The organism is Thiomonas sp. (genome assembly GCF_054608695.1).
This window is the reverse complement of record NZ_JBTRXV010000021.1, coordinates 17,132-40,261: the sequence shown is the minus strand read 5'-3', so window position 1 is coordinate 40,261 and position 23,130 is coordinate 17,132. Positions and strand designations below refer to the sequence as shown.

Here is a 23,130-nt window from a genome sequence, read left to right as displayed (position 1 = left end):
AACAAGCTGACAGGCCAGCCCTCAACCATCGGCATCGAAGGCGTCGCGAATCCAGTGCAGCTGCCCGCCTTCGATGGCGACCACGTCGAAACGGCAGGCCATCTCGCCGGGAAAGCGCATGAGGTAATGCCGCGCGGCCAGCAGGATGCGGGCGCGTTTGCGCGCGTCCACGCTGGCGGCGGCGCCACCGAAGGCCGCGCTGGCGCGTGCGCGGACCTCGACGAACACCAGCGGGCCTTTGGGATCGCGGGCGATGATGTCGATCTCGCCGCCGCGCACCCGATAATTGCGCTCCACCATTTGCAGCCCCTGCCGCTGCAGGTAGTTCCAGGCCGCATCCTCCGCCAGGGCGCCCACCTGTCCTGGCGGGCGGGTGGCGGGCTTTGCCGGGTCTTGCCTCATGTCTCCCACATCCTCCATGCCCATTTCCCCATCGCCAGCGGACCACGGCGCGCCTGCGGCGCTGGCCGCGGCGCGGCAATTATGCGCGGGCCAGTCGCTGCCGCCGGGCTGCCTGCTGGTGGTGGCCACGCCCATCGGCAACCTTGCCGACATCAGCCTGCGCGCCCTGGCCATGCTGGAACGCTGCGACCTGGTGGCAGCGGAAGACACCCGCATGGCCCAGCGCCTGTTGCAAGCCCATGGCCTGGCCAAGCCCCTGCTGCGGGCCGACCGCCACCGCGAGCAGACGGCCGCTGCCGAAATGCTGGCGCTGCTGGCCGCCGGGCAGCGTGTGGCCTATGTGAGCGACGCCGGCACACCCGGCATCAACGACCCCGGCGCGGTGCTGGTGCGTGCCGCGCGCGCGGCCGGCCATGCGGTGATTGCGTTGCCCGGCGCCAGCAGCGTGACAACGGCATTGAGCGCCTCGGGCCTGGACCTGGACGCCGGCTACACCTTCGCCGGCTATGTGCCGGCGACACAGCAACAACGTGCGGCCTTTTACCGCGAGGCATTGGCCTCGCCGCGCGCCTGGGTATGCTTCGAGGCGCCGCATCGCATCGTTCAGAGCCTGGAGGAACTGGCGCAACTGGCAGCCGCCCTGCCCAAGCCGCCGGACTTGATTCTGGCGAAGGAATTGACCAAGCAGTTCGAGGCCATCGTGCCGGGGAGCCCGGCCGAGTTGCTGGGCTGGCTGGCGGCGGATGCGCGGCGCGTGCAAGGCGAGTTCGTGCTGGTGCTGCAAGCCGCCCGCGACGCCGAGCCGATGGACGCGCAGGCGCAGCGTTGGCTGTTGCGACTGGCGCGTGAGTTGCCAGCATCACGCGCCGCCGCCGTGGTGGCCGAGATGCTGGGGGCGGACCGCAAGACCCTGTATCGCTGGCTGCAGGCGCAGGCGGGCCAGGGTCTGGACGAGAACTGAAACGACCGCTGCGTCGCGCGGCAGTGCGCAGGCACTGCAACAGCCTTCCACCGCACTCGGGGCCTGCCGGCTCGCAGGCCGGCAGGCCGTTCGCCGCGCGCGGGTGCGCGCGGGCACACCCGCTGGTCGCGGCTTACCGCATCGTGATGATGCGGTTGCGGCCTTGGCGCTTGGCTTCGTAGAGGCTGTCGTCGGCTTCGGTGAGCACGCGCACGACTTCGTCCTGCGGGCCCTGCAAACCACCGATGCCGATGCTCAGAGTGATGTGCAGACTGCGTTCGGACACCAGGAAGGGACGCTGCGCGACGCGTTGGCGCAGCACGTCCATCGCGGCACTGGCGGCTTGGGTGTCCAGGCCGGGCAGCATGATGAGGAACTCCTCGCCGCCCCAGCGTGCGACCCAGCCGCCGCGTGGCACGCCCTGGCGCAGGGTGCTGGCCAGCTGCCGCAACACGGCGTCGCCGGCGGCGTGACCGTATTCGTCGTTCACCAGCTTGAAGTGGTCGAGGTCGCACAGCGCCAGGCTGAACGACTGGCCGCCACGGCGCATGGACTGCAGAGCTTCGTCCAGGCGCAGTTGCGCGGCGCGGCGGTTGAGCAGGCCGGTCAGGCCATCGGTATAAGCCTGCGCCAGCAAGGTGTCGCGCTGGTTGCGGTCGTGCAGCACGCGGGCGAACCAGGCGGCCAGCAACTCGGCGTACTGCCGGTCGGTTGGATCGAATTCCTCGCCCTGGGGCTCATCGCCCAGGAGCAGCAGGCAACCCAGGGTTTGGTGCGCCTGCACCAGGGGCAAACGGATCACCGAGCGCACGCCGGCAGTCGCGGCGAGGTTGGGATGCAGGCTGGTGTCGGCAATCCACAAAGCGCCGTTTTCGTGGTCGTCGCAGGCGCACAGCGGATGGTTGGCCGACAGGGTCTGGCCCTGGCGGAAGCGGCCATGCAGGTCCTGCACGTACAGCATGTGGCACTCGTCGCCCAGGCGCAGGCAGATGATGGCCGCCTGCATGTCCAGGGCATCGCGCCCCTGGGCCAGCATGTACGAGATGGCGTCGCCGGCTTCGGCGCCCGGGTCTTCCACGCTCGAACCCGTCGCCAGCTCCCACAGGGTTTGCAGGCGCTGGGATTGGCGCTCGACCGCGCGCAGCAGGTTCTCGCGCTCGCTCACGTCGATGGCCAAACCATGGATCACCTTATGGCCCTGTGCCGTGGTTTCGGCATGCTCGGCCAGGGACAACCAGATGGTTTCGCCATGCAAGCCACGGGTCCAGACCAGGCGGCGGCCGCCCCGCTTCTGGGTCTTGGCATCGCCAATGGCTTCACCCACTGGCACCTCGTCCACGGTATTGAACAACTCATCCCATTCGCGCCCGATCAGGCGGCGCACCGGACGTTGCAGCATGCGGGCGAAGCTGGAGTCGGCCGCCACCAGCACGCCGTCGCGCAGGGAGCGGGTGTAGGTGCCGGCCTGTGCCGCTTCGAGCAGGGTTTTTTCACGGTTGCGGGCAAAGCGGCGCATGTGCTCGCGACTGCGCACGAGTTGGCGCAGCAGCGCATCGATCTCGGCCACACCGCTGCTGGGCAGTTCCTCGGCCCGCACGAAATCCATTTGCCGGCGGATGCGAACCATGCGCCGCACGAAGCTGCGCAACAGCAAGGTGTAGGCCGTGATCAGCAGGGCCAGCATGCCGCCGAGGGCGAGCAGCGGGGTGCGAACATCGGCCCACCACATCTGCATCACCTCGTCGTGCGTGTAGGACAGGAAAGCGACCATCGGGAAATCGCGCAGCCGCGCCCAGGCCCCCTCGCGCTGCTCGCCGTCAGCAGTCTTGCCGGCGTAAATGCCCCGCCGCGCGTCGCCAGCACTGCGCAACGCTCGAACCAGCGCTCCTTTGGCGGGTTGGCCATAGATGGAAACATGGCTTGGTTGATCGGGGTAACGGCTGATCAGCCAGCCATCGGTGCGCAGCAAACCCATGGCCACGCCGGGCTGCGTCGGCAAGCCGCGCCACAGGGCCTGTTGGCGCTCCAGCAACATGCTGGTTTGCACGACGAAGCGCACCTGGCCGTCGGCGCCGCGCACGGCATAGCGCAGGGGAATGAACCACTGCTTGAGCAGCAGCCCGTATTGGGGCCGGCCAACGCTCAAGCCTTGCGTTGCCAGGGCAAGATTGAAATCGTCGTGATAGCCGGCGTAGGCCGGCTCCTGCAGCACATTGGGCAGGCTGCGCGCCTGACGGCTGGCCGTGCTGGCGAGCATTTGCCCGTCGGGGCTGAACACCGTTGCGCCGCCCAGCTCGGGGTGGCTCGACTTGAAGGCGTCAAGGGCGATGAACATCCCCACGGGGTCATGCAGCGCACCGCGGTTTTGCAGGGTGTCACCCAGTTGCTGCAAATCGTCCTGAATACGCAAAAACGTGGTTTCGGCATTCACCGCCAGCAGCGTCGCCGTCAATTCGCTGCGCTGCTCCAGGTCGTGCCGGGTGGCTTCCCACGACGACCACAACCACAGCCCCACCAGCGTGGCGAACAGGCCCGCAGCCGACGCCATCAGCCGCCAGCCCAGGCGCGCCAGGGTCGGCGCGGAGGGCTTGCGCATCGCGGCTGCGCGGGCCTCCGCCCGAGGGACGGTTGGCAGCAGCGGCAGGGTGGCGGGGTCGTCCATGAATCTCGGTGAGTGGGCTGTTAGCCCTTGCGGCAGGATGCGGCGAAGGCACGGTGTTGGTGGTTTCCATTATGGGGACGATCCGACGGCGAATCAGTCCGCTTGTCGAAGGAAATGCAGGGCAGCGTGAACTGGTTCACGAAAGTCACAGTTTGTTCAAGCCCGGCCTCGGCCTGTGCGATCATGGCCCTGCACAAGCCCGATTTCAAACCCTGTCACCTCGCCGCACGAGCCACAGTCCTGGCTCCTGAAGCCCGGCCCATGACCAGAGATTCCTGCAAGCCCGGCGCTGATTCAGCCCGCTGCCATCGCCCATGTCCGCCAAGCCACCCGCGCCACTTCCCCAAGTCCATCCGGCCGCGCAACAGCCCGGCCCGGCCACCGCCGTCTGGGCTTCCAGCCTCGACCTGCGCTACACCGCCACGCTTGGGCGCTGCAACGGCCACGCGCAACACCGCGGCGCGGTGCGGGTGCTGGCGGCGCTGTATCCCGAAGGGCCGGGGGTTTGCCATCATGTGCTGGTGCATCCGCCCGGCGGCCTGGTGGGCGGCGACCGCATCGACATCGATCTGAGCGTGCAAGCGCAGGCGCATGCACTCGTCACCACGCCGGGGGCCACCCGCTTCTACCGCAGCCTGGGCCAGCCGGCGGTGCAGCAAGTCCAGGCGTGTGTGCGCGCGGGCGGACGGCTGGAATGGTTGCCGCTGGAAACCCTGGCGTTCGATGCCTGCCTGGCGGAAAACCGCGCCGTGTTCACACTGGATGCGGGGGCCGAGATGTTCGGCTGGGACATGCTGGCCCTGGGTCTGCCCGCCGCCGGCAAACCCTTCCAGCAAGGGCAGATGGTGCAGCACCTGGAACTGCCGGGCGTGTGGCTGGAACGCGGGCGCATCGCCGCTGCCGACGCGGTTTTACTGCAAAGCCCGGGCGGTTTGAGCGGGCGCGCAGCCCTGGGCACCCTGTTCTTCGCCGCCGGCAGCCCCATCGCCCCGCAGCGCCGCGACGCCCTGCTGGACGCTGCGCGCCAGCTCGCGCAAGCCCAGCCGGCTGCACTGCCAGCCGGAGCCACCGCGCCTCATGCGCAAGTGGTGGTGCTGCGCGTGCTGGCCGACCGCATCGAGCCCGTGGCGGCGCTGCTGCGCGAGGTGTGGGCAGCGTGGCGCCACATCGCCTGGAATCTGCCGCCCTGCCCGCCCCGGGTGTGGGCAACGTGAAGCCGGCCAACCGATCGGCCGCGAACGGCGCGATCCAAAGAAGCAAGCCAGGCGCTGGGAGGTCGAGGCTTGCCATGGCGGGTTCAACCGCTTGCGCAAACGGTTCGTGCGCGACGACAAGCTTGAACGCAGCTTCCTCGCGCTCAACCACCTTGCGGCCGCCATCCTCGCTTTCCGCAAAGTGCCATTGACCATCCATATGATCGACGGATAGATCCTAAGGCGACGCTGAACAAGTCCCTCGTGCGCATCGCCCTAAGCTTTGGGCCATGCCAAAATGCTTGGCCGCATGAACCCCATCCCCCTGCTCAGTCGCGTTGTCTTCAGCCGCTACTTCACCAGCGGCCTGGTCTCGGCCACAGGTGTTCTGGCGCTGGGCTTGCTGGGCTATGCCGCCGGCGGCATGCAGATGGCGGTGCTGCTGGGCACCGGGGCACTCACCATCTGTTTTGCCGACAATCCGGCGCCCATGCGGGTCAAGGCTTTCGAGTTGCTGTTTTCCACCTTTGGCAGTGCCTTGTGCTTCTTGCTGGTGTGGGCCAGCGTCGGCCATCCCTGGGTTGAGTTGCTGCTGGTGCCGCTGCTGGGCTTCGGCGCCGGACTGGTGAGCCTGTGGGGCAAGCGGGCGCTGGCGTTGAGCTTCAGCCTGCTGTTCATCACCGTCATCACGCTCGGGGTGCCGCCGGCGCCCAACCTGCACACCTTGCTGCTGGGCGTGGCGCTGTTCGTGCTGGGCGGCTTGCTGTTCACCGCCTATGCGCTGGCGCTCGGCCGCATCTTGCAAAGCCGCACCAAGCAGCAGGCGCTGGCCGAAGTGCTGGACGCGCTGGCCGCCTACATGCGCTGGCAAAGCCAGTTCTACGCCCGGCAGATGGCCGAGGACGAAGCCTACGGCCGCGCCGCCGTGCTGCAAGGCGCGGTGAACGACGCGCTGCAATCGGCACGCGATCTGGTGCTGCGCGAAGGCAGGAAGCCGAGCGATGCGCTCTGGACGCGCATGCTGCTGGAGTCCCTCGATCTGTTCGAGGCGCAGCTCGCGGCGCAGACCGACTCCGCCCTGCTGCGCAGCCAGTTCGAGGGCACCGAGGTGCTGGACACACTGCAGGCCGGCACGCTGCAAACGGCCGACGCGCTCTCCGCCCTGGCCCTGGCCATGCTGCACAGCCGTCGCAATGAAGCCCGGCCGCTGGACGCCACGCGCTGGGCACGGGCGGAGCAACAAGCGTCGACACTGACGCGAAGCAACACGGCCGAACTGGCGCATGCGCGCTCCGCGCTGGCCTCGCTGCTCAACACCCAGCGCGAGATCGACGCCCTCGTCGCCACCCTTCAAACCACTTACGCGGCGCGCGACGGCGGCGCGCTCCCGTCCCTGCCGGACCTGCGCCCCTTCGTCAGCACCTGGCGCTACGACCCACGCCAGATCCGCGCCCACTTGCGTTGGGGCTCTCCCATCTTCCGCCACGCCGTGCGTCTGGGGCTGGCGCTGCTGTGCGGGCTGGTGGTGGCGCGCAGCCTGTTCGTGCATCAGGCGCACGATTACTGGATCTTGCTGACCATCGCCGTCATCCTGCGGCCCAATTACGGCGTCACCCGCCAGCGCCTGAAAGACCGGCTGCTGGGTACGCTGCTCGGCTGCCTGTTCACCGCCGTGCTGCTCGACCTGCACCTGGGCCTGCCCGCCTTGCTCGCCGCGCTATTCCTGGCGCTGACCTTCGCCCGCACCTTCGTCACCACCAACTACCGCTTCACCGCCATGGCGGCCAGCGTGCTGTCGCTGCTGCTGGCGCGGCTGCTGGAAGGCGACGTTCGCTTTCTCGTGGACCAGCGCCTGATCGACACCTTCATCGGCGCCACCCTGGCCTGGGGCTTCAGCTATGTGCTGCCGCGCTGGGAATACCAGGACGTGCCGCGCCAGCTCTCCAGCCTGATGCAGGCGCAGCGCGACTATGCCCTGGCGGTGCTCGAAGCGCAGCAGCAGGACGAAGGCGCCTTTCGCATCGCCCGCAAGCGCCTGTTCGACGCCCTGGCTTCCATGACCGGGCTGTACAGCCGCATGCTGGAAGAGCCCGTCGCCAAGCGCCGCGCCCTGCGCGAGCTGGCGCGGCTCATCACCCACAGCTACCTGCTCGCGGCCCACCTGGCGTCCATGCGCGTGCTGCGCGCGCGCCGCACCCGGCGCCTGAGCCCGGAGGCGATCGAAACCCTGATTGCGCCGACCCGCGCCTGGGTGCTGCAGCAGCTCGGTTTGAAGGCTGCGCCAACACTTGTGGCGATGCCCGTGCCCCTGCGCGCCAACCCTGTGCCCGGTTCCATCACGCCCGAAGCGGACACGACGCCCGACCCGCTGCTGCGCCGCCTGAACCTGATCGGTGTCGAAGCCGCGTTGGTGGGGCAAATCGACCAACGCGTGGCACGCGATCTGCATCTCCCCGGAGAGGCGGGGAATTCGGATTGACATCTGCTCACACTCAGCCCGGGCGCTAGGCTGATCGACGTACCGTTCCGCTCTCACCCGCCGGTTGCGCTTGAAGCCCACGGGTGGCTACCCATCGCCTGGCGCCCATCGGCCCTTTGCCATCGCCGCCGAGCACCTGACTGTCGCCGCCCCAAGACCCATGTCCTCCCCAACCCTCGCCCAAGCCACGCCCCACACCCCGGAATTGCCCCGCCTGTTCCTGCCCCTCATGGCCCTGGCCTGCGGCGTGGCCGTGGCCAATATCTATTACGTGCAACCGCTGCTGGAGCAACTGGCGCTGTCCTTCCACACCACGGTGGCCGGCATCGCCGCCATTCCCACCGCCACGCAGGTGGGCTTCGCCTGCGGGCTCATCGGGCTGGGGCCGCTGGGCGACCGCTACCCCCGCCACCGCGTCATTCTCGGCATGGGCGCGGCGCTGGTGTTCATGCTGCTGCTGGCCTCGGCCGCGCCCAATATCGCGCTGCTGGCAGCGGCCAGCCTCGGCGTGGGGCTGATGGCGTCCATCGCACAGCAAATCGTGCCGCTGGTGGCCCACCTGGCGCCGCCGCAACAGCGCGGCCGCGCCGTGGGCCTGGTGATGAGCGGCCTGCTGGTGGGCATCCTCGGCGGCCGGGTGCTGGGCGGGCTGGTGGGCCAGGCCCTTGGCTGGCGTGCCGTCTTCGCGCTGGCGGCTCTGCTCAACGCCGCATCGCTCGTCATGCTGTGGCGCACCCTGCCGCGCCTGCCAGCGAACGACACCACGGCGCAAAGCTATGGCCATCTGGTGGCGTCCACCCTCGGCCAGTTCCGCAAGCATGCCGAGCTGCGCGCGGCCGGCGTCACCGGCGGCCTGTTCTTCGGCGCCTTCAGTGTGTTCTGGGTGGGGCTCACGCCCTTGCTGGGCAGCCCGGCCTATGGTCTCGGGCCTGCGGCGGCCGGCCTGTTCGGCATTCTGGGGCTGACCGGTGCCTTGGTCGCCCCGGTTTCAGGCCGCCATTGCGACCACCCCGGCGGCCCGCGCCGTGTGCTGCTGGTGGCGCTGGTGGGCGTGCTCGCGGCCTGGGCGCTGTTCGCCTTCGGCGGCCACGGCCTGATCTGGCTGGTGCTGGGCGTGGTGGTGCTGGACGCCGGGGTGCAAGGCGCGCAAATCGCCAACCAGACGCGCATCTACGCGCTCGACGCAGCCTCGCGCAGCCGCATCAACGCGGTGTACATGACGCAATACTTCATCGGCGGTGCCGCCGGCACCTTCGCCGCCAGCCACGCCTGGGCGCTGGGCGGCTGGCCCGCTGTGGTGCTCACCGGCGCCGCGTTCTCGGCCCTGGCCCTGGTGCTGCATGTGGGGTGGAATCCGGGCAAGGCTGCGGCTGGCTGAAGCTGTGCGGATTCGGGAAGGGGGCGGGAGGGGGGCGGAAACGACGCGCGCCGGGTGGGTTGATGACCTGCCCCCTCGCGCAACCCCCACCGTGAATCAGCGCTGCTCCGCAGCCTGCGCGAGCAACGCGGTCAAGGCCTGCACCACGGCGGCCGGCGCTTCGCTCATCAAAGCGTGGCCGGCGTCCAGGGTCGTCACCCGGGCCTGGGGTAGGGCCTCGCGCAGGCGCTGCGTGGCTTTTGTCGGCGTCATGCGGTCGTGCTCGCCAAGGATGAAGGCCACTGGCGCGCGCACCCGCGCCGCCATGTCCGGCGCGTCGGCATAGGCGTTGCAGGCGGCCAGATCGGTGGCCAGCACATTGCCCTGGGCGCAGCCAGCCTGCACCGACTGCATCAACGCCAGGGTTTGCTGCACCAGTTCGGGCTGCAGCGGCTGGCCGTCCTGCTGCTTGTGCGACCACATGGCCATATTGCGCAAAGCGACATCAGGCTGGTTCTGCGCCGAATCCAGCAAAGCCGGCGCCACCCGCATCGGCCATGCCGTGCCCACCAGCGCGAGATGGCCGATGCGCTGCGGCGCCAGCCCCGCCGCATGCAGCGCCACCAGCGAACCCATGCTGTGCCCCGCCAGTGCACAGCGCTCCAGACCGCAGGCGTCCAACAACTTCAGCACCCAAGCGGCCATTTGCGCCACGTCCGTGCAAAGCGGCCCGCCGCTGCCGCCATGCGCGGGAAGGTCGGGCGCATACACCGCATACCCCGCCCGCGCCAGCCCGGGCGCAACCGGCAACCAGGCGCGGTGATCGTTCGCCGCTCCATGCAAGAGCACGATGGCGATGGGCGCCGCAGCGCCCGCGATGACCGTCGGCTCGGTGTATTCGACATGAACGGCGCTGCCGTCAACTAGGCATTGCATGGGAGAACTCCTGAGTGTCCAAGCGGCTGGACCAAGGCCTGAAAGATAGCGCGCTGCAAGCCATAGTCGGCACTCCGGATGCTCGACCTCGTCCCGATGGACCCGGTTCAAACCGCTCACGCTGCCAGAGCATTGGCGATGCCTCTGGGAAACAATGCATGCGATGTGAATTGTGTTGTGTTATGAACGATGAATCGGATAGGATCAAGCATCTGGCTCGAATAATGGTAGTTTTTGTGCTAATCTTTGTAAACTGCTTATCAGACATAATGGCGCAAAAGGTCTCGTTTTTTGCTGCCCTCCTATGATCCGCTGCCATTCGACACCAAAAAATCAAGAAAGACAACTCATGCAATTTAGATTCATCTACACAATTCTTTTCATTTCAATCGCGCTCGCTGGTTGCGCATCCACAGGGGTCGTTCCCATAGATAGCGACACTTACATGATCTCAAAGCAGAGCGCTGCCGGCATCTTCGGTACGCCTAATGGCGTTATGGCAGACATCTATAAAGAAGCAAACGCATATTGCGCGCGCACAGGAAAGACCATTGAAACCGTGAACGCCAAAATAAGTGGCGCCATTCCGTTTGTGCGGGAAGGAAGCGCCACGCTTCAGTTCAAATGTGTTTCCAAGTAATCGCCAAGCAGGCTAGTACTCTACACAAATCACCATTTTGAGAAGTAGAATGATGAGACAGAATGGTGCAAAAGGTGTCGTTTTTGCGAAGCCCCTTGACGCGGGCCACGCTCAAGAACCAGCGTGGCGTTGTTTGGCAGTTTGTTTATACCTGTATTTTTGCAGTCAATCGGCCTGAAACCCTGGCTTCAAGCCACCTCCCGGAGCAAGCGATGACAAAAATATTCCGCACCCTTCGGCTTATCCAGCAGGCTTTCTGGATGCATTACGTTGAGCGTATTGTCGCGTGCTGCACTATAAACAATTCTGAAGAAGCGGAGCCGAACGAACAATGAAATCCAAAGCGCTTATCTTTTCGGCCGCTACATTGTTGTTGTGTGGCTGTGTCACGACGACCGCGCCTGTATCTATGGGCGAAGGTCGCTACATGATTTCGTTGAATGCTCGCGGCGGATTCAAAAATGATGGGGAGCTTTTGGCACAAAGCATTAAGAACGCAAATGCGTTTTGTGCCGGTAAAGGTCTACACGCAGTCGCGCTAAACACCAAGTCCACCGGTGTTCAAATGTGGACTCCTCAAAATAACCAAGTTGTTTTCAAATGCGCGTCCGAGTCGCACTGATCTCATTTCCTGGTCGCGGGCGTAATGCCAAACGTTAGCCGTCATCCATGACCCGCGCCTCAAACCAAGCCATCGAACGCGGCTACTTTGAGCAGTTCAGGGCTCACTTCCCTCTCCCGGCAGGGAGCGTGGAGTACACCGACAAGCCCGACGTCATCATTCACGGTGCGCGCAAGCTTGGCGTCGAGATCGCGAACTTATACCTTTCGGACGGTGGCGATTCGAGCAGCGAGCAAGCACAGCGCCGCTTCAGAAAAAGGGTATTACAGGAAGCGCAGGCCCAGTACTTGGCCGCCGGAGGCCGGAAGATTGAATTGACGATCTCCTTCGATCCAACACATCCGATCACGAGTCCCAAAGCACTGGCATCGGCTTTAGCCGCAGCAGCGAAACCAATTGAGAGGTCGCCTGCCGGTCCAGTTAGTCGGACCTTGCTCGCACACATGCCAGAGGTCTGCTCCATCTATTACAACCCAGTCGAGTACCCTGACGCAGTCTGGCGCGCATCTCAGTGCTACACCGTGCCCAGTCTCTCACTATCTCGTGTCGCCGCAGTTGCTACCGCGAAGCATGACAAGCTTCGTGCATACGTGCCGTGCAACGCCTTCTGGCTCCTGCTCGTTGTTGACTTCTTCGATAGCGCACAAGATCAAGGCATTCAATGGCCAGACCCAGACTCTCGATTCCCTTCACCGTTCGAGAGAATAATCCTCTACAAGCCGCAGTTCGCCGAATGGGCCGAAGTCCCTATCAAGCAATGACCGCAAACCCACGATTAGCCAAAATGAAACGACTCGCCTACCTTTTCACCATATTGACAACATTTGTTGTCTCCGGTTGCCAGAGCACAGGCGTCATTCCAACGGGTCAGGATTCATACATGATTGGCAAGAAGGATGGCATGCCAGGCCTTGGCGTCTCACTAACCAACAAAGCAGAGGTCTATCGTGAGGCCGATGAATTTTGCCGAGCGAAGGGTCTTGAGGTCCAAACTTTGGAGGTAACTACGACCCCAGCGCGGCTAGCCCAACTAGGATCAACAGAGTTGGATTTCAAGTGCGTAGCACCAGGAGGCACCGCACAGCCTTTACAGAAGAGACCAGACACTGTAATCGAAATCCGCAAATGAGCAGGTGGACCAACCCATCGTTCCATCGGCTTGGCGCGGCTTGCCGAGACAGACCGGTGAATTAGTTCGTTAGGCCGCACAGTCGTCCGCTATTCGGCAACTGAGCCTTCAAAAAACTATTGAAAACCACCGTTTCCGAGAACGCTTGAATCGAGAATCGCCGGCGCCTTGAATCAACAATTTGTCGTTCTCGTTTCCCATTCTCGATGGCTCACGATCTGCATATGTCGTGCAAGCGAGTTTTGAGAAGTACGAAGCATTGGGCGAAGCCGATCTGTCTAGGCGGAGCATCACGCCGCCCGGCCCTGCAAGCAGACATGCTCTCGTGGCAAGACCTCATGCAAGGAACGAGGCCCGCACCCAAGCATGAATGCTGGCTGACTCGGTTGGGCACCGAGCACGACAAGGTGCCGCTAACCGGCACATCAACGTTGTTCCCCATGGAAGCCTGCCGCTGGCTGGACTATATTGGTTGCATAGCCATCGGGCAGATGCAGCGACGAGGAGACAGCCATGCAAGTTAGCGATATTTTGAGGGTCAAGGGCGGCGCGCTGTTCACGGTGGCGCCGGATACGCCCTTGCTCGAAGCGGCCCGCACCATGACGCAGCATGATGTGGGCTCGCTGGTGGTGATGCGGGCTGGCCATCTGGCGGGCATGCTCACCTTCCGCGAAGTCATTGCCGCGCTGGCCGGCGCGCAGCCGGGCGAAGCCCAGGTGGCCGACGTGATGCTGGGCGAGCCGGTGCATTGCACCCCGCTGACCAGCCTGGACGAGTTGCGCCGCCTGATGCTGGAGAGCCACACCCGCTACATGCCGGTGATGGAGGGCACCACCCTGCTCGGGGTGATTTCCTTCCACGATGTGGCTCGCGCCGTGGTGCAGGAACAGGACTTCGAGAACCGCATGCTCAAGGCCTATATCCGTGACTGGCCGCAGGACGACGCACAGACCCCGAGCCCATCGGCAGGGACGCCGCCCACATCGGCAACCATCCAGCCGCTTTCGCGCAGCATTTGATCCAAGCCCCCAGGGCGCCCTTCCCCCAAGGGAGTTGAGGAAACGACGGCTGACCGTCTGCTTCCTCAGGAGAGCCCAGGGCACCATCGACGGTGCCCGCCCTCCGGGCCGACACCCAGCCCCGTAACCCTGGTTTCCAGCCGCTAGCATTGCGGGTTTTGCGCTGGCACACCCGCGCGAACACTCCCGCATGCCCGCACCCTCCCATCTGCTGTATCTGCACGGCTTTCGCTCCTCGCCCCAGTCGGCCAAGGCGCTTGTCACCGGCGCGCGCCTGCAGGCCATCCAAAACGAGCGCCGCGCGCGCGGGCTGGGGCCGGTGCAATGGCTGTGCCCGCAACTGCCGCCCTCCCCGGCGCAGGCCATGGCCGAGGTGCTGGCGTTGGTGCGAGGTGTCGCGCCGGGGCGCCTGGCGCTGGTGGGCAGTTCGCTGGGCGGCTTCTACGCCACGTATCTGGCGCACCGCCTGCAAGCCCGCGCCGCGCTGCTGAACCCTGCGGTGAACCCGGCGCGTGATTTGCGCTCGCAAATTGGCGAGCTCACGGCCTGGCACGACCCGCAATCAGCGTTTCATTTCACGGCGGCGCATGTCCACGAACTCCATGCGCTGGAAGTCGGCGACCTTGCCAGCGCCGTGCCCGAGGCTTCGCGTTACCTTGCCGTGATCGCGCAGGACGACGAAGTGCTCGACTGGCGCGAAATGGCCGCGCGCTACGCCGGCGGCCATTTGCGCATCGTGCCGCACGGCGGCCACGCGCTCACGGATTACGCCACGCATCATCTCGACGCCGTGCTGGATTTTCTCGGCATTCATGCCGACGCGGCGTGACCCTCACCATTCCAACCCACGTGACCTACATCCTTTTCGAAGACGCCGGCAAGCTCGCCACCGGCCGCATCATGAGCCAGGCCGACACCTCGATGCAGGTGGAACTGGCCAGCGGCAAACGCCAGAAAATCAAGGCCCAGCAGGCGCTGCTGCCGTTCGATGCGCCCGCACCGGATGAACTGCTGGCCTGGGCGCAGGCGCAGCAGGACGGCATCGAGCTCGACTTGTTGTGGGAGTTCGCGCCGGAAGACGAATTCGGCTTCGGCGTGGCGGCGGCCGATTACTACGGCGGCAAGCCCACGCCGCAACAGCAGGCCGCCGTGCTGCTGCGCCTGCATGGCGCGCCGCACTACTTCCAGCGCCGTGGCAAGGGGCTGTTCCGCAAGGCCAGCCAGGAGACGGTGCAGGCGGCGCTGGCCGGCATGGCTCGCAAGGAGGCGCAGCAACGGCAGATCGAGGCCGATGCGCAAGCCCTGGTGGACGGCCACTGCCCCGAAGCCATTGCCGCCAAGCTCTACGCCCTGCTGTTCAAGCCCGACAAGAACGGCGTGGAATACAAGACCCTGGCGCTGGCGGTGAAGCAGAGCGGCCATGGCGCGCTGCATTTGCTGCGCGCGGCGGGTGCCATTGCATCGCCCTGGCATTTCCACATGCAGCGCTTTTTGCTGGAGCATTTCCCCAAGGGCACCGGCTTCGCCGACCTGCCGCTGCCGGCGGCCGACGCCGGGGATTTGCCGCTGGCCGAGGTGCAGGCGTTTTCCATCGACGATTCGGCGACGACCGAGATCGACGACGCGCTGTCGGTACAGCCGCTGGAAGGTGGCGGCGTGGTGCTCGGCATCCACATCGCCGCGCCGGCGCTGGCCCTGGCGCGCGACAGCGCCTGGGACCAGGCGGCACGCGCGCGCATGTCCACCGTCTACATGCCCGGCGACAAAATCACCATGCTGCCCGACGCGCTGGTGCAGAGCTTCACGCTGGCCGAAGGCAGCAGCCGCCCTGCCGTGAGCCTGTATGTCACGCTGGACGCGAACCTCGCCATGCAGAGCCACGAGACGCGGGTGGAGCGCGTGCCCATTGCCGCCAATCTGCGCCACGACCTGCTGGACGCCGAAGTCACGGAAGATGCGCTGAATGGCGTCGGCGCCGCACCCAGCTTTGCCTTCGCCACGGAGCTGGCGCTGCTGTGGCGCATCGCGAACAAACTCAAGACCGGGCGCGAAGCGGTGCGTGGCCGGCCCGAGCGCCCGGGCGGGGTGGACTACAGCTTCCGCGTCACCGGCCTGGAGCAGGGCGAAGACGCGGCGCGGGTGGACATCGTGCCGCGCCGCCGCGGCGCGCCGCTCGACCTCATCGTCGCCGAACTCATGATTCTGGCCAACGCCACCTGGGGCGGCTGGCTGGCCGAGCTGGGCCTGCCCGGCATCTACCGCAGCCAGAGCGGCATGGGCGCCAACCTGCGCACCCGCATGGGCACCAAGCCGGCGCCGCACCAGGGCCTGGGCGTGGCGCAATACGCCTGGTGCACCTCGCCGCTGCGGCGCTACACCGACCTGGTGAACCAGGGCCAGATCATCGCCGCCGCGCGCCATGGCCGCACCGCCCTGCTGGCCGTGCCCTACAAGCCGAAGGACGCGCAGTTGTTCGCCATCGTCGGCGCGTTCGAAGACGCCTACAAGGCTTATGCCGATTTCCAGAACGGCATGGAACGCTACTGGACCCTGCGCTATTTGCAGCAGGAAGGCATTGCCGAGCGCGAAGCCGCCGTGCTGCGCGACGGGCTGGTGCGGGTGGACGGCCTGCCGCTGGTGCTGCAGGCGCTGGGGGCGCAGGACCAGCCGCGCGGCACCCGCGTGCGCGTGCAGTTCGGCCAGCCCGACCTCATCACGCTGGAGCAGCCGTGCAAGGTGGTCGAGGTGCTGCGCGACGTGTCGGCCGCCGTCGGTGAAGCGGCGCCGGTGGATGAACCGGCCGAGGAAGAAGACGCCGCCACCCTGGCCACGGGCCTGCATCTGGCCGTGGACGAAGCCGAGGTTGAAACCGAGCTTGCAGCCGAGCCGGGCGCTGCCTCCGCCGCTGCCTGATCCAGCCGGCCACCTCACCGATCTGCCCCCGCGGCCAGCGTCACCCGCCCTTCCCCGCCAGCCCCTTGCGCATGTCCTCGCTCCGCGCCATTCATCTCGGCAAACTGCAGTGGGCGCTGCTCATTTCGGTGGCGGCGCACGCGGCGCTGCTGGCGCTGAAGGTGGGCGCGCCCGAGACCTTCAACCGCATGTTCCAGGACACGCCGCTGTCGGTGGTGCTGGTCAACCAGTCGTCCACCGAAGCCCCCGAAAAACCGCAGGCGCTGGCCCAGGTCAACCTCGCCGGCGGGGGTGACGCGGCCAAAGGCCTGGCCACCACGCCGCTGCCGGCAACGGCCACCGTGGTCGATGGCAACGCGCTGCAAAACCAGAGCCGCTCGCTGGCGCAGGACGAGCAGAAGCAGCGTGAACTCATCACCCAGGTGAAGAGCCAGATGGTGCAGTTGCAGCGCCTGGCCGCGCAGCAGACCAAGCCGGCGGCTGCGCAGGCGCTGGAAGATCAGCGCAAGCGCCTGCTGGACCTGCTCGGCGCCATCGAGCGCCACATCGACCAGCAAAACGCCAAGCCGCGCCGCCGCTTCGTCGGCCCCAACACCCGCAGCGTGCCGTATGCGCTGTACTACGACCACATGCGGCAGAAAATCGAGCATCTGGGCACGATCGATTTTCCGCAACGCGACGGCAGCAAGCTCTACGGCAAGCTCATCATGGCCATCACCGTGGATGCCTCGGGACGGCTGGCCAAGAGCGAGGTGGTGCGCAGCTCGGGCAACCCACAGCTCGACCGCATGGCGCGGGCCATCGTCAACGCAGCCCAGCCCTACGGCCGCTTCAACGCCGCCATGCGACGCGATGCCGATCAGCTCGTCATCGTCGCCGGCTTCGACTTCACCCGTGAAGGCGGCCTGGAAACCCACATGCAGGCTCAGCCGGGGCAAGACGGCAGCCCCGCGCCATGAGCAGCCCGACCCCGCGCACACCCATGCCCATCGCCACGCACCTGCCCGACCTCTACGCCGTGCTCGGCAACCCGGTGGAACACAGCAAGTCGCCGCGCATCCATGCGCTGTTCGCGGCGCAATGCGGGCTGTCCTTGCACTATGAAAAGCGCCTGATCGCGCTGGACGGCTTCGCGCACGGGCTGCAGGCCTTTCGTGCCGAGAGCGGGCGCGGCTGCAACGTCACCGTACCGTTCAAGTTCGAGGCCGCGCGCGCTGCCCGCCGCCTGTCGCCACGCGCGGCCCTGGCCGAGGCCGCCAACACCCTGGGCTGGGGCGATGACGGCGAACTCTGGGGCGACAACACCGACGGCATCGGCCTGGCGCGTGACCTGACACGCATCTTGACGCGCGCGCCCGGAAGTCGGCAGGCGGGCAGTGCTGAAGCCCATCCGCTCGCGGGCAGAACGATGTTGCTGCTGGGCTCGGGCGGCGCCGCCAGCGGCGTCCTGGGCGCGCTGATCGAGGCCGGCGCGCAAGCCATTGCCGTGTGGAACCGCAGCGCCGACAAAGCCCACCTTCTGGTCGCGCGCCATGCCGGCGTCGCCCGCGAACATGGCGTGGCGCTCGCGGCCGTGACCGAGCCCGCGCCGGGGTTCGATCTCGTCATCAACGCCACCGCGTCCAGCCTGGGCGGCGCCACGCTGGAACTGCCGCCCGGCGTGCTGCGCCCCGGCATGTTGGCCTACGACCTGATGTACGCCGCGCAAGCCACAGCCTTCATCGCCCAGGCCCGCAAGGCCGGTGCCGAGGCGCAAGACGGCCTGGGCATGCTGGTGGAACAGGCGGCGGAGAGCTTCTGGCTCTGGCACGGCGTGCGCCCCGACACCGCACCGGTTCTGGCCACGCTGCAGGCCGAGTTGCGCGGGCGTTCGGACTGACCGCCCCCTTTGCATCCCCAACTTCTCGCAAACACGCACCTGCCCTGCCATGGCCGAGTCATCCAAACGCTCCAGCTTGCGCCCCATCCTGTGGCTGTGTTTCTGGGCCGTCGTCGTTCTGCAGGGCTATTTCGCGTTGCGCATTGCGCTGTGGACGGTGATCCCGCCGTCGAGCACGGCCTTCATGCGCGCCGCGCAGTTGCGCATTCTCAAGGGCGACCCAGGGGCGTCACCCCAGCCGGCTGGGCGCCAAGACAGGCTGAGCGCGGCCCAGCGTTGGCTCGATGCGCCTTGGCTGCACGACTGGGTACCCTACGACCGCATCAGCCCCTGGCTCAAGCGCTCGGCCGTGGCCTCGGAAGACGCCACATTCTTGACCAACGACGGCGTCGACTGGACGGCCATTCAACAAGCCTGGCAGAAAAACCACAGCCGCCGCGACGAGCGTCTGCACCGCATCATCGGCGGTTCGACCATCACCCAGCAACTGGCGAAGAACCTGTTTCTCTCACCGCAGCGCAGCTATGTGCGCAAGGCGCAGGAACTGGTCATCGCCTACATGCTCGAAGGCATTCTGGGCAAGCGTCGCATCCTGGAGATCTACCTCAACAGCGTGGAGTGGGGCGAGGGCATTTACGGTGCCGAAGCGGCCGCGCAGCATTATTTCCATGTGTCGGCGGCGCGGCTGTCACCTTGGCAGGCCGCGCGCCTGGCGGTGATGCTGCCGGCGCCGCGCTTTTTCCAGAACCACTTGTACGGTCCCTACATCAACGGCCGCACCGGGGTGATCGCCGCGCGCGCCTACCAGGTGCAGATTCCGCGCTGAAGCGCGGGCAGCGGCGCTCAGGTTTTGGCAAGTCGCGCAAAGGCGGCGTCGGCTGCGTCCAGCGTGGCGGCAATGACGTCCGGCCCATGCGCGGCGGAAACAAAGCCGGCCTCGTACATGCTGGGAGCGAGATAGACCCCGCGGTCGAGCATGGCGTGGAAAAAGCGCTTGAAGGTTTCGACATCGGCGCCGGCAACGTCCGGGTAGTTGCGCGGCAAGGTGTCGGCGAAATAGAAGCCGAACATGCCGCCTTCACTGTCGGTGCGGAAGGTGATGCCGTGACGCGCCGCCGCGGCGTCCAGCCCCTGCATCAGTTGCCGGGTGGTGGCAGCCAGACGGTCGTAAAAGCCGGGACGCTGGATGATGCGCAACTGCGCCATGCCGGCGGCCACGGCCACCGGGTTGCCCGACAGCGTGCCAGCCTGGTAGACGTTGCCCAGCGGCGAAAGCTTGTGCATCACATCGGCGCGGCCACCGAAAGCCGCCAGCGGCATGCCGCCGCCAATCACCTTGCCCATCACCACCAGATCGGGCTTGATGCCGTAGACCTGCTGCGCTCCGCCCAAAGCGACGCGAAAGCCGGTCATCACCTCGTCCCACACCAGCAGCGCGCCATGCTCGGTGCAGAGTTCGCGCAGGCGCTGGTGCCACGCTTTCGAGCCACGGATGAAGTTCATATTCCCGGCAATGGGCTCGACCATGACGCAGGAAATCTCATGCCCGCGCGCTGCGAACAAGGCCTCGATCTGCGTGATGTTGTTGAACTCCAGCACCAGTGTGTGCTTGGCCAGATCGGCCGGCACGCCGCCGGAACTCGGGTTGCCGAACGTGAGCAGGCCAGAGCCGGCTTTCACCAGCAGGCTGTCGGCGTGGCCGTGGTAGCAGCCCTCGAATTTGACGATGGCGTCGCGCCCGGTGAAGCCCCGCGCCAGGCGGATGGCGCTCATCCCGGCCTCGGTGCCGCTGGACACCAGGCGCACCATTTCCACGGCCGGCATGAGCCTGCAAATGGCTTCGGCCATGTCGATTTCGTCGGCCGTCGGTGCGCCGAAGCTCAGCGAGCGCGTGGCGGCGCGCTGCACCGCCTCGATGACTTCGGGATGGGCGTGGCCGGCGATCATCGGCCCCCAGGAGCCGATGTAGTCGATGAAGCGCGTGCCCTCGGCGTCGATCATGTACGGGCCTTCGGCGCGGTCGATGAAGCGCGGCACGCCGCCCACCTGACGGAAGGCGCGCACGGGGGAGTTCACCCCGCCGGGAATGGTGCGCTGGGCGCGGTCGAAAAGTTGGGCGTTGCTGGACATGGCGACTGCAAGAAAACGCCGCCCGGGGCGGGCGGCTGATTGGGAGAGAAAGGACGAAGCAGGAGGCTTACTGCAGACCCACCGGAGAGATGGAATCGTCGTCGGCCTCGGGGCTGGTCTGAGCCCAGAAAAAACGGTCGGGAACGAGATGGCCCATGCCCGGGCGGTAGGCGAAATCCAGGCTCTGGTCGAGGAACTCCAGCCCCTCATGCACCGCCTGGTCAAGCTTGGCGCCCGTGCCCAGCAACGCCGCCACGGCGGCCGAAAGCGTGTCGCCGGCACCGGAGAAACCCGCATCGAACATCTCGAAGCGCTCGCGCAGCAACTGGCGACGCGGGCTCAGCAGCACGTTCTCCACATGGTTTTCGGGCACCAGAATGCCCGTCACCAGCAGGTATTGCACCCCCATGCCCTGCGCCTGATGCATCAGCGCCTCGGGCGTGGGCGGCTCTTCGCGCTCGACGTCGGGGAACAGGAACTGGGTGAGGGCCGTGACGTTGCCGCACAACACGCGGGTCTGCGGCAGCACCAGTTCCTGCATGGCCTTGATGTATTCCTCGGCCTGGCTTTCGTCGAACACCTGCAGATTGCCGACATAAGTGACCAGCGGCACCTGGGAGTAATCGGCCAGGAGTTCGGCCACGGCGCTGACCACCTCGACACTGCCGAGGAAACCCACTTTCCAGGAGGCCAGCTCCACGTCTTCCAGCACGGCGCGCGCCTGCTCGATCACGGCGTCGGCCTCGATCTCGACGATGTCGAAAATCTCGGCCGTGTCGCGCACCCAGATGGACGTGGTGACCGGCAGAGCGTGGCAACCCACGGCAGCGCAAACCGCCTGGTCCGCCGCCAGCCCTGCGGCACCGCTGGGGTCGGCGGCGTTGAAGGCCATCACGGCTGGTGGAGATTCGGGAGCTTCGGTCGGATTGGGCATGATGGGTTCGGGTGATGAAGCAAACGGGGGCGGCCAAACCCACAGCCGCGCTTGGTATGCAAGACGCCACAGCCCTGCACAACCTCTTCATAGAATGATTGAATCTTATGCCAGAGGGCGATACGCTGTGACACAACCTGACTACAAAACCTGGATGTGCTTGATCTGCGGCTTTATTTATAGCGAAGAAGAAGGACATGCAGAAAGTGGCCTGGCCGCTGGCACACGCTGGGCAGACATCCCGATGAACTGGACTTGCCCGGAATGCGGGGCGCGCAAGGATGACTTCGAAATGGTGCAGATCTAGCTTCAAACTTCAAGCAGCTGCACGTCTTGACTCCTGCGTGCAGTTTTCTGTGCATTCACATCACCGCATATTCTCTGGAGACCCTGCTTGAGCACGGCCAATGGTTCATTCAAGGTGTTGGTGGTCGATGACAGCAACACCATCCGCCGCAGCGCGGAAATTTTCCTCAAACAGGCTGGCTACCAGGTGCTGTTGTCGGAAGACGGATTCGACGCCTTGTCGAAAGTCAACGACACCCTGCCCGACATGATCTTTTGCGACATCCTGATGCCGCGCCTTGACGGTTACCAGACCGTGGCCATCATCAAGCGCAGCCCGCGCCATGCAGGCATCCCGGTGATCATGCTTTCGTCCAAGGACGGTGTGTTCGACAAGGCTCGCGGCAAAATGGTGGGCGCAGAGGCCTATCTCACCAAACCCTTCACCAAAGACCAACTGCTCCAGGCGGTCGATCAATATCGCAACACTCCCTCAGGCGCCAACGCCGCACACCCATGAGCATCCAAAAAATTCTGGTCGTCGACGACTCCCGCACTGAGCTTTATTTTCTGTCCGATTTGCTGAGCAAGAACGGCTACACCGTGAGCACCGCCGAAAACGGCGAGCAGGCGATGAGTGCGCTGGCAGCCGACAAGCCCGATCTGATTCTGATGGACGTGGTGATGCCGGGCCAGAACGGCTTTCAGCTCACGCGCCAAATCACCCGCAACCCGGCGTTCAGCGAGGTTCCGGTCATCATCTGCACCAGCAAGAACCAGGAGACCGACAAACTCTGGGCCATGCGCCAGGGCGCGCGCGACTTCGTCACCAAGCCCGTGGACCCGCATGATCTGTTGAGCAAGATCATGGCGCTGTCCTGAGCCGCGCCCACCACACGCCCTTGCCCCTCAGTCCAAGACATGGCACGCAGCAGTCTGATCGAATTCCAGAGCCAGCTTGCATCGCGCCTGCAGGCCGCGCAGTTGACGCAGAGCGAGTCACGCTGGCTGGCTGTGGTCGCTGGCCAGCAGCGCATCTTGTTGCCCTTGTCGCAAGCGGGCGAAATCTCGGCTTATGAGCCACCCATGCTTTTGCCGCATGCTCAAGCCTGGTTCGCCGGCCTGGTCAACTTGCGTGGCGTGTTGTGCGGCGTGGTCGACCTCGCGGCTTTTCTCGGTGCGCGCCTCGCCAGCAGCCCGCGCAGCAATGCCCAAAGCCGCTACATCCAGTTCACACCCCAGCTCGAAATCAACGCCGTGCTCCTGGTCGATCAACTTGCCGGCTTGCGCACCCCCGGACAATTCGTCATGGACGAGCACTCGCCCGCCGCCACGGAGCCTTGGCTCGGCCCGGGTCTGCTCGACGCCTCGGGGCTGACCTGGCGCGAGCTGAACCTGGCCTTGCTGGCGGATGACACCCGATTTCTTGCCGTGGTCTAGTGCGAGGTGCTCCGCATCGCGCCCATGCACTGACCGCCACTGACTGCCCGACTGCCTTCCCCGCTCACATTTCACACTAGACGTAACGCCGGAGTTCCCATGGCCCTGTTTCCCCTGTTCGGTTCCAAAAACCCCGTCGAGGCCCCCA

25 protein-coding genes and 1 pseudogene are annotated in these 23,130 nt (G+C 65.9%); 20 read left to right on the top strand and 6 right to left on the bottom strand.

The features are described 5' to 3' along the window. Positions 1-21: 21 nt before the first annotated feature. Positions 22-402 carry a YraN family protein gene (locus ACYCUK_RS09640; protein ID WP_461594558.1) on the bottom strand — a complete coding sequence of 127 codons (381 nt, stop codon included), beginning with the start codon at positions 400-402 and terminating at the stop codon, positions 22-24. Here ACYCUK_RS09640 and rsmI point away from each other — a divergent pair. Beyond that, positions 401-1,363, top strand: a complete 963-nt coding sequence (rsmI, locus tag ACYCUK_RS09635; protein ID WP_461594557.1) for a 16S rRNA (cytidine(1402)-2'-O)-methyltransferase — start codon at positions 401-403, stop codon at positions 1,361-1,363. The genes ACYCUK_RS09640 and rsmI overlap by 2 nt on opposite strands. A 133-nt stretch (positions 1,364-1,496) precedes the next feature. On the opposite strand, the gene ACYCUK_RS09630 is transcribed toward rsmI, so the two are convergent. Then, entirely contained in the window at positions 1,497-4,025 is a 2,529-nt protein-coding gene (locus ACYCUK_RS09630) for a diguanylate cyclase domain-containing protein (RefSeq protein ID WP_461594556.1), read from the bottom strand. A 20-nt stretch (positions 4,026-4,045) separates the two neighbouring features. Beyond that, complete coding sequence (locus tag ACYCUK_RS09625; RefSeq protein ID WP_461594555.1) at positions 4,046-4,210, bottom strand: hypothetical protein; 165 nt, start codon at positions 4,208-4,210, stop codon at positions 4,046-4,048. Between the two features lie 129 nt (positions 4,211-4,339). Here ACYCUK_RS09625 and ACYCUK_RS09620 point away from each other — a divergent pair, with 129 nt between their 5' ends. From ACYCUK_RS09620 to ACYCUK_RS09605, 4 genes and pseudogenes are all read left to right on the top strand, one after another. Further along, complete coding sequence (locus tag ACYCUK_RS09620) at positions 4,340-5,239, top strand: urease accessory protein UreD (protein WP_461594554.1); 900 nt, start codon at positions 4,340-4,342, stop codon at positions 5,237-5,239. Between the two features lie 22 nt (positions 5,240-5,261). Then, positions 5,262-5,453: pseudogene (locus tag ACYCUK_RS09615) on the top strand (transposase); the annotation flags it as partial. A 75-nt stretch (positions 5,454-5,528) separates the two neighbouring features. Beyond that, on the top strand, positions 5,529-7,697 hold the full coding sequence (locus tag ACYCUK_RS09610) for an FUSC family membrane protein (protein ID WP_461594553.1): 2,169 nt from the start codon (positions 5,529-5,531) through the stop codon (positions 7,695-7,697). Positions 7,698-7,857: 160 nt separating this feature from the next. Beyond that, positions 7,858-9,075 (top strand): MFS transporter, encoded by a 1,218-nt coding sequence (locus ACYCUK_RS09605; RefSeq protein WP_461594552.1) that lies wholly within the window; start codon positions 7,858-7,860, stop codon positions 9,073-9,075. A 96-nt stretch (positions 9,076-9,171) separates the two neighbouring features. On the opposite strand, the gene ACYCUK_RS09600 is transcribed toward ACYCUK_RS09605, so the two are convergent. Continuing rightward, positions 9,172-9,990, bottom strand: a complete 819-nt coding sequence (locus ACYCUK_RS09600; protein ID WP_461594551.1) for an alpha/beta fold hydrolase — start codon at positions 9,988-9,990, stop codon at positions 9,172-9,174. Positions 9,991-10,339: 349 nt separating this feature from the next. Here ACYCUK_RS09600 and ACYCUK_RS09595 point away from each other — a divergent pair, with 349 nt between their 5' ends. The 11 genes from ACYCUK_RS09595 to mtgA all read left to right on the top strand — a co-directional run bounded on the left by ACYCUK_RS09595 (position 10,340) and on the right by mtgA (position 19,019). After that, positions 10,340-10,630, top strand: coding sequence for a hypothetical protein (locus ACYCUK_RS09595; protein ID WP_461594550.1), 291 nt, complete (start codon positions 10,340-10,342; stop codon positions 10,628-10,630). Positions 10,631-10,692: 62 nt separating this feature from the next. Further along, positions 10,693-10,965 (top strand): hypothetical protein, encoded by a 273-nt coding sequence (locus tag ACYCUK_RS09590; protein ID WP_461594549.1) that lies wholly within the window; start codon positions 10,693-10,695, stop codon positions 10,963-10,965. Beyond that, positions 10,962-11,252 (top strand): hypothetical protein, encoded by a 291-nt coding sequence (locus tag ACYCUK_RS09585; protein WP_461594548.1) that lies wholly within the window; start codon positions 10,962-10,964, stop codon positions 11,250-11,252. Before ACYCUK_RS09590 ends, ACYCUK_RS09585 begins: the two co-directional genes overlap by 4 nt. A gap of 47 nt (positions 11,253-11,299) precedes the next feature. Further along, positions 11,300-12,013: a hypothetical protein gene (locus tag ACYCUK_RS09580; RefSeq protein ID WP_461594547.1), complete on the top strand. Its 714-nt coding sequence runs from the start codon at positions 11,300-11,302 to the stop codon at positions 12,011-12,013. 23 nt (positions 12,014-12,036) lie between these two features. After that, positions 12,037-12,381 (top strand): hypothetical protein, encoded by a 345-nt coding sequence (locus tag ACYCUK_RS09575; RefSeq protein ID WP_461594546.1) that lies wholly within the window; start codon positions 12,037-12,039, stop codon positions 12,379-12,381. Between the two features lie 513 nt (positions 12,382-12,894). Beyond that, positions 12,895-13,401, top strand: coding sequence for a CBS domain-containing protein (locus ACYCUK_RS09570; RefSeq protein WP_461594545.1), 507 nt, complete (start codon positions 12,895-12,897; stop codon positions 13,399-13,401). Positions 13,402-13,591: 190 nt separating this feature from the next. Continuing rightward, on the top strand, positions 13,592-14,230 hold the full coding sequence (locus ACYCUK_RS09565; RefSeq protein WP_461594544.1) for a YqiA/YcfP family alpha/beta fold hydrolase: 639 nt from the start codon (positions 13,592-13,594) through the stop codon (positions 14,228-14,230). Between the two features lie 71 nt (positions 14,231-14,301). Beyond that, entirely contained in the window at positions 14,302-16,314 is a 2,013-nt protein-coding gene (locus ACYCUK_RS09560; RefSeq protein WP_461594572.1) for a ribonuclease catalytic domain-containing protein, read from the top strand. Positions 16,315-16,385: 71 nt separating this feature from the next. Further along, complete coding sequence (locus ACYCUK_RS09555; protein WP_461594543.1) at positions 16,386-17,273, top strand: energy transducer TonB; 888 nt, start codon at positions 16,386-16,388, stop codon at positions 17,271-17,273. Further along, positions 17,270-18,193 carry a shikimate dehydrogenase gene (gene aroE / locus ACYCUK_RS09550; protein ID WP_461594542.1) on the top strand — a complete coding sequence of 308 codons (924 nt, stop codon included), beginning with the start codon at positions 17,270-17,272 and terminating at the stop codon, positions 18,191-18,193. Before ACYCUK_RS09555 ends, aroE begins: the two co-directional genes overlap by 4 nt. A gap of 49 nt (positions 18,194-18,242) precedes the next feature. Continuing rightward, positions 18,243-19,019: a monofunctional biosynthetic peptidoglycan transglycosylase gene (gene mtgA, locus ACYCUK_RS09545; RefSeq protein WP_461594541.1), complete on the top strand. Its 777-nt coding sequence runs from the start codon at positions 18,243-18,245 to the stop codon at positions 19,017-19,019. Positions 19,020-19,036: 17 nt separating this feature from the next. Here the strand turns inward: mtgA and hemL are convergent, their stop codons facing one another. Together hemL and thiD are read right to left on the bottom strand one after the other, a co-directional pair. Further along, on the bottom strand, positions 19,037-20,323 hold the full coding sequence (gene hemL / locus ACYCUK_RS09540) for a glutamate-1-semialdehyde 2,1-aminomutase (RefSeq protein ID WP_461594540.1): 1,287 nt from the start codon (positions 20,321-20,323) through the stop codon (positions 19,037-19,039). Positions 20,324-20,390: 67 nt separating this feature from the next. Next, on the bottom strand, positions 20,391-21,257 hold the full coding sequence (thiD, locus tag ACYCUK_RS09535) for a bifunctional hydroxymethylpyrimidine kinase/phosphomethylpyrimidine kinase (protein WP_461594539.1): 867 nt from the start codon (positions 21,255-21,257) through the stop codon (positions 20,391-20,393). A 154-nt stretch (positions 21,258-21,411) separates the two neighbouring features. Between thiD and ACYCUK_RS09530 the strand changes: the two genes are divergently transcribed. The 4 genes from ACYCUK_RS09530 (at position 21,412) to ACYCUK_RS09515 (ending at position 22,982) form a co-directional block, all read left to right on the top strand. Then, positions 21,412-21,564, top strand: a complete 153-nt coding sequence (locus ACYCUK_RS09530; protein ID WP_112488233.1) for a rubredoxin — start codon at positions 21,412-21,414, stop codon at positions 21,562-21,564. An 87-nt stretch (positions 21,565-21,651) separates the two neighbouring features. After that, positions 21,652-22,062 carry a response regulator gene (locus ACYCUK_RS09525; protein WP_461594538.1) on the top strand — a complete coding sequence of 137 codons (411 nt, stop codon included), beginning with the start codon at positions 21,652-21,654 and terminating at the stop codon, positions 22,060-22,062. Further along, entirely contained in the window at positions 22,059-22,424 is a 366-nt protein-coding gene (locus ACYCUK_RS09520; protein ID WP_112485697.1) for a response regulator, read from the top strand. The genes ACYCUK_RS09525 and ACYCUK_RS09520 overlap by 4 nt, the downstream gene beginning before the upstream one ends. Before the next feature lie 39 nt (positions 22,425-22,463). Next, positions 22,464-22,982, top strand: a complete 519-nt coding sequence (locus tag ACYCUK_RS09515; RefSeq protein WP_461594537.1) for a chemotaxis protein CheW — start codon at positions 22,464-22,466, stop codon at positions 22,980-22,982. The last annotated feature ends 148 nt before the right edge of the window (positions 22,983-23,130 follow it).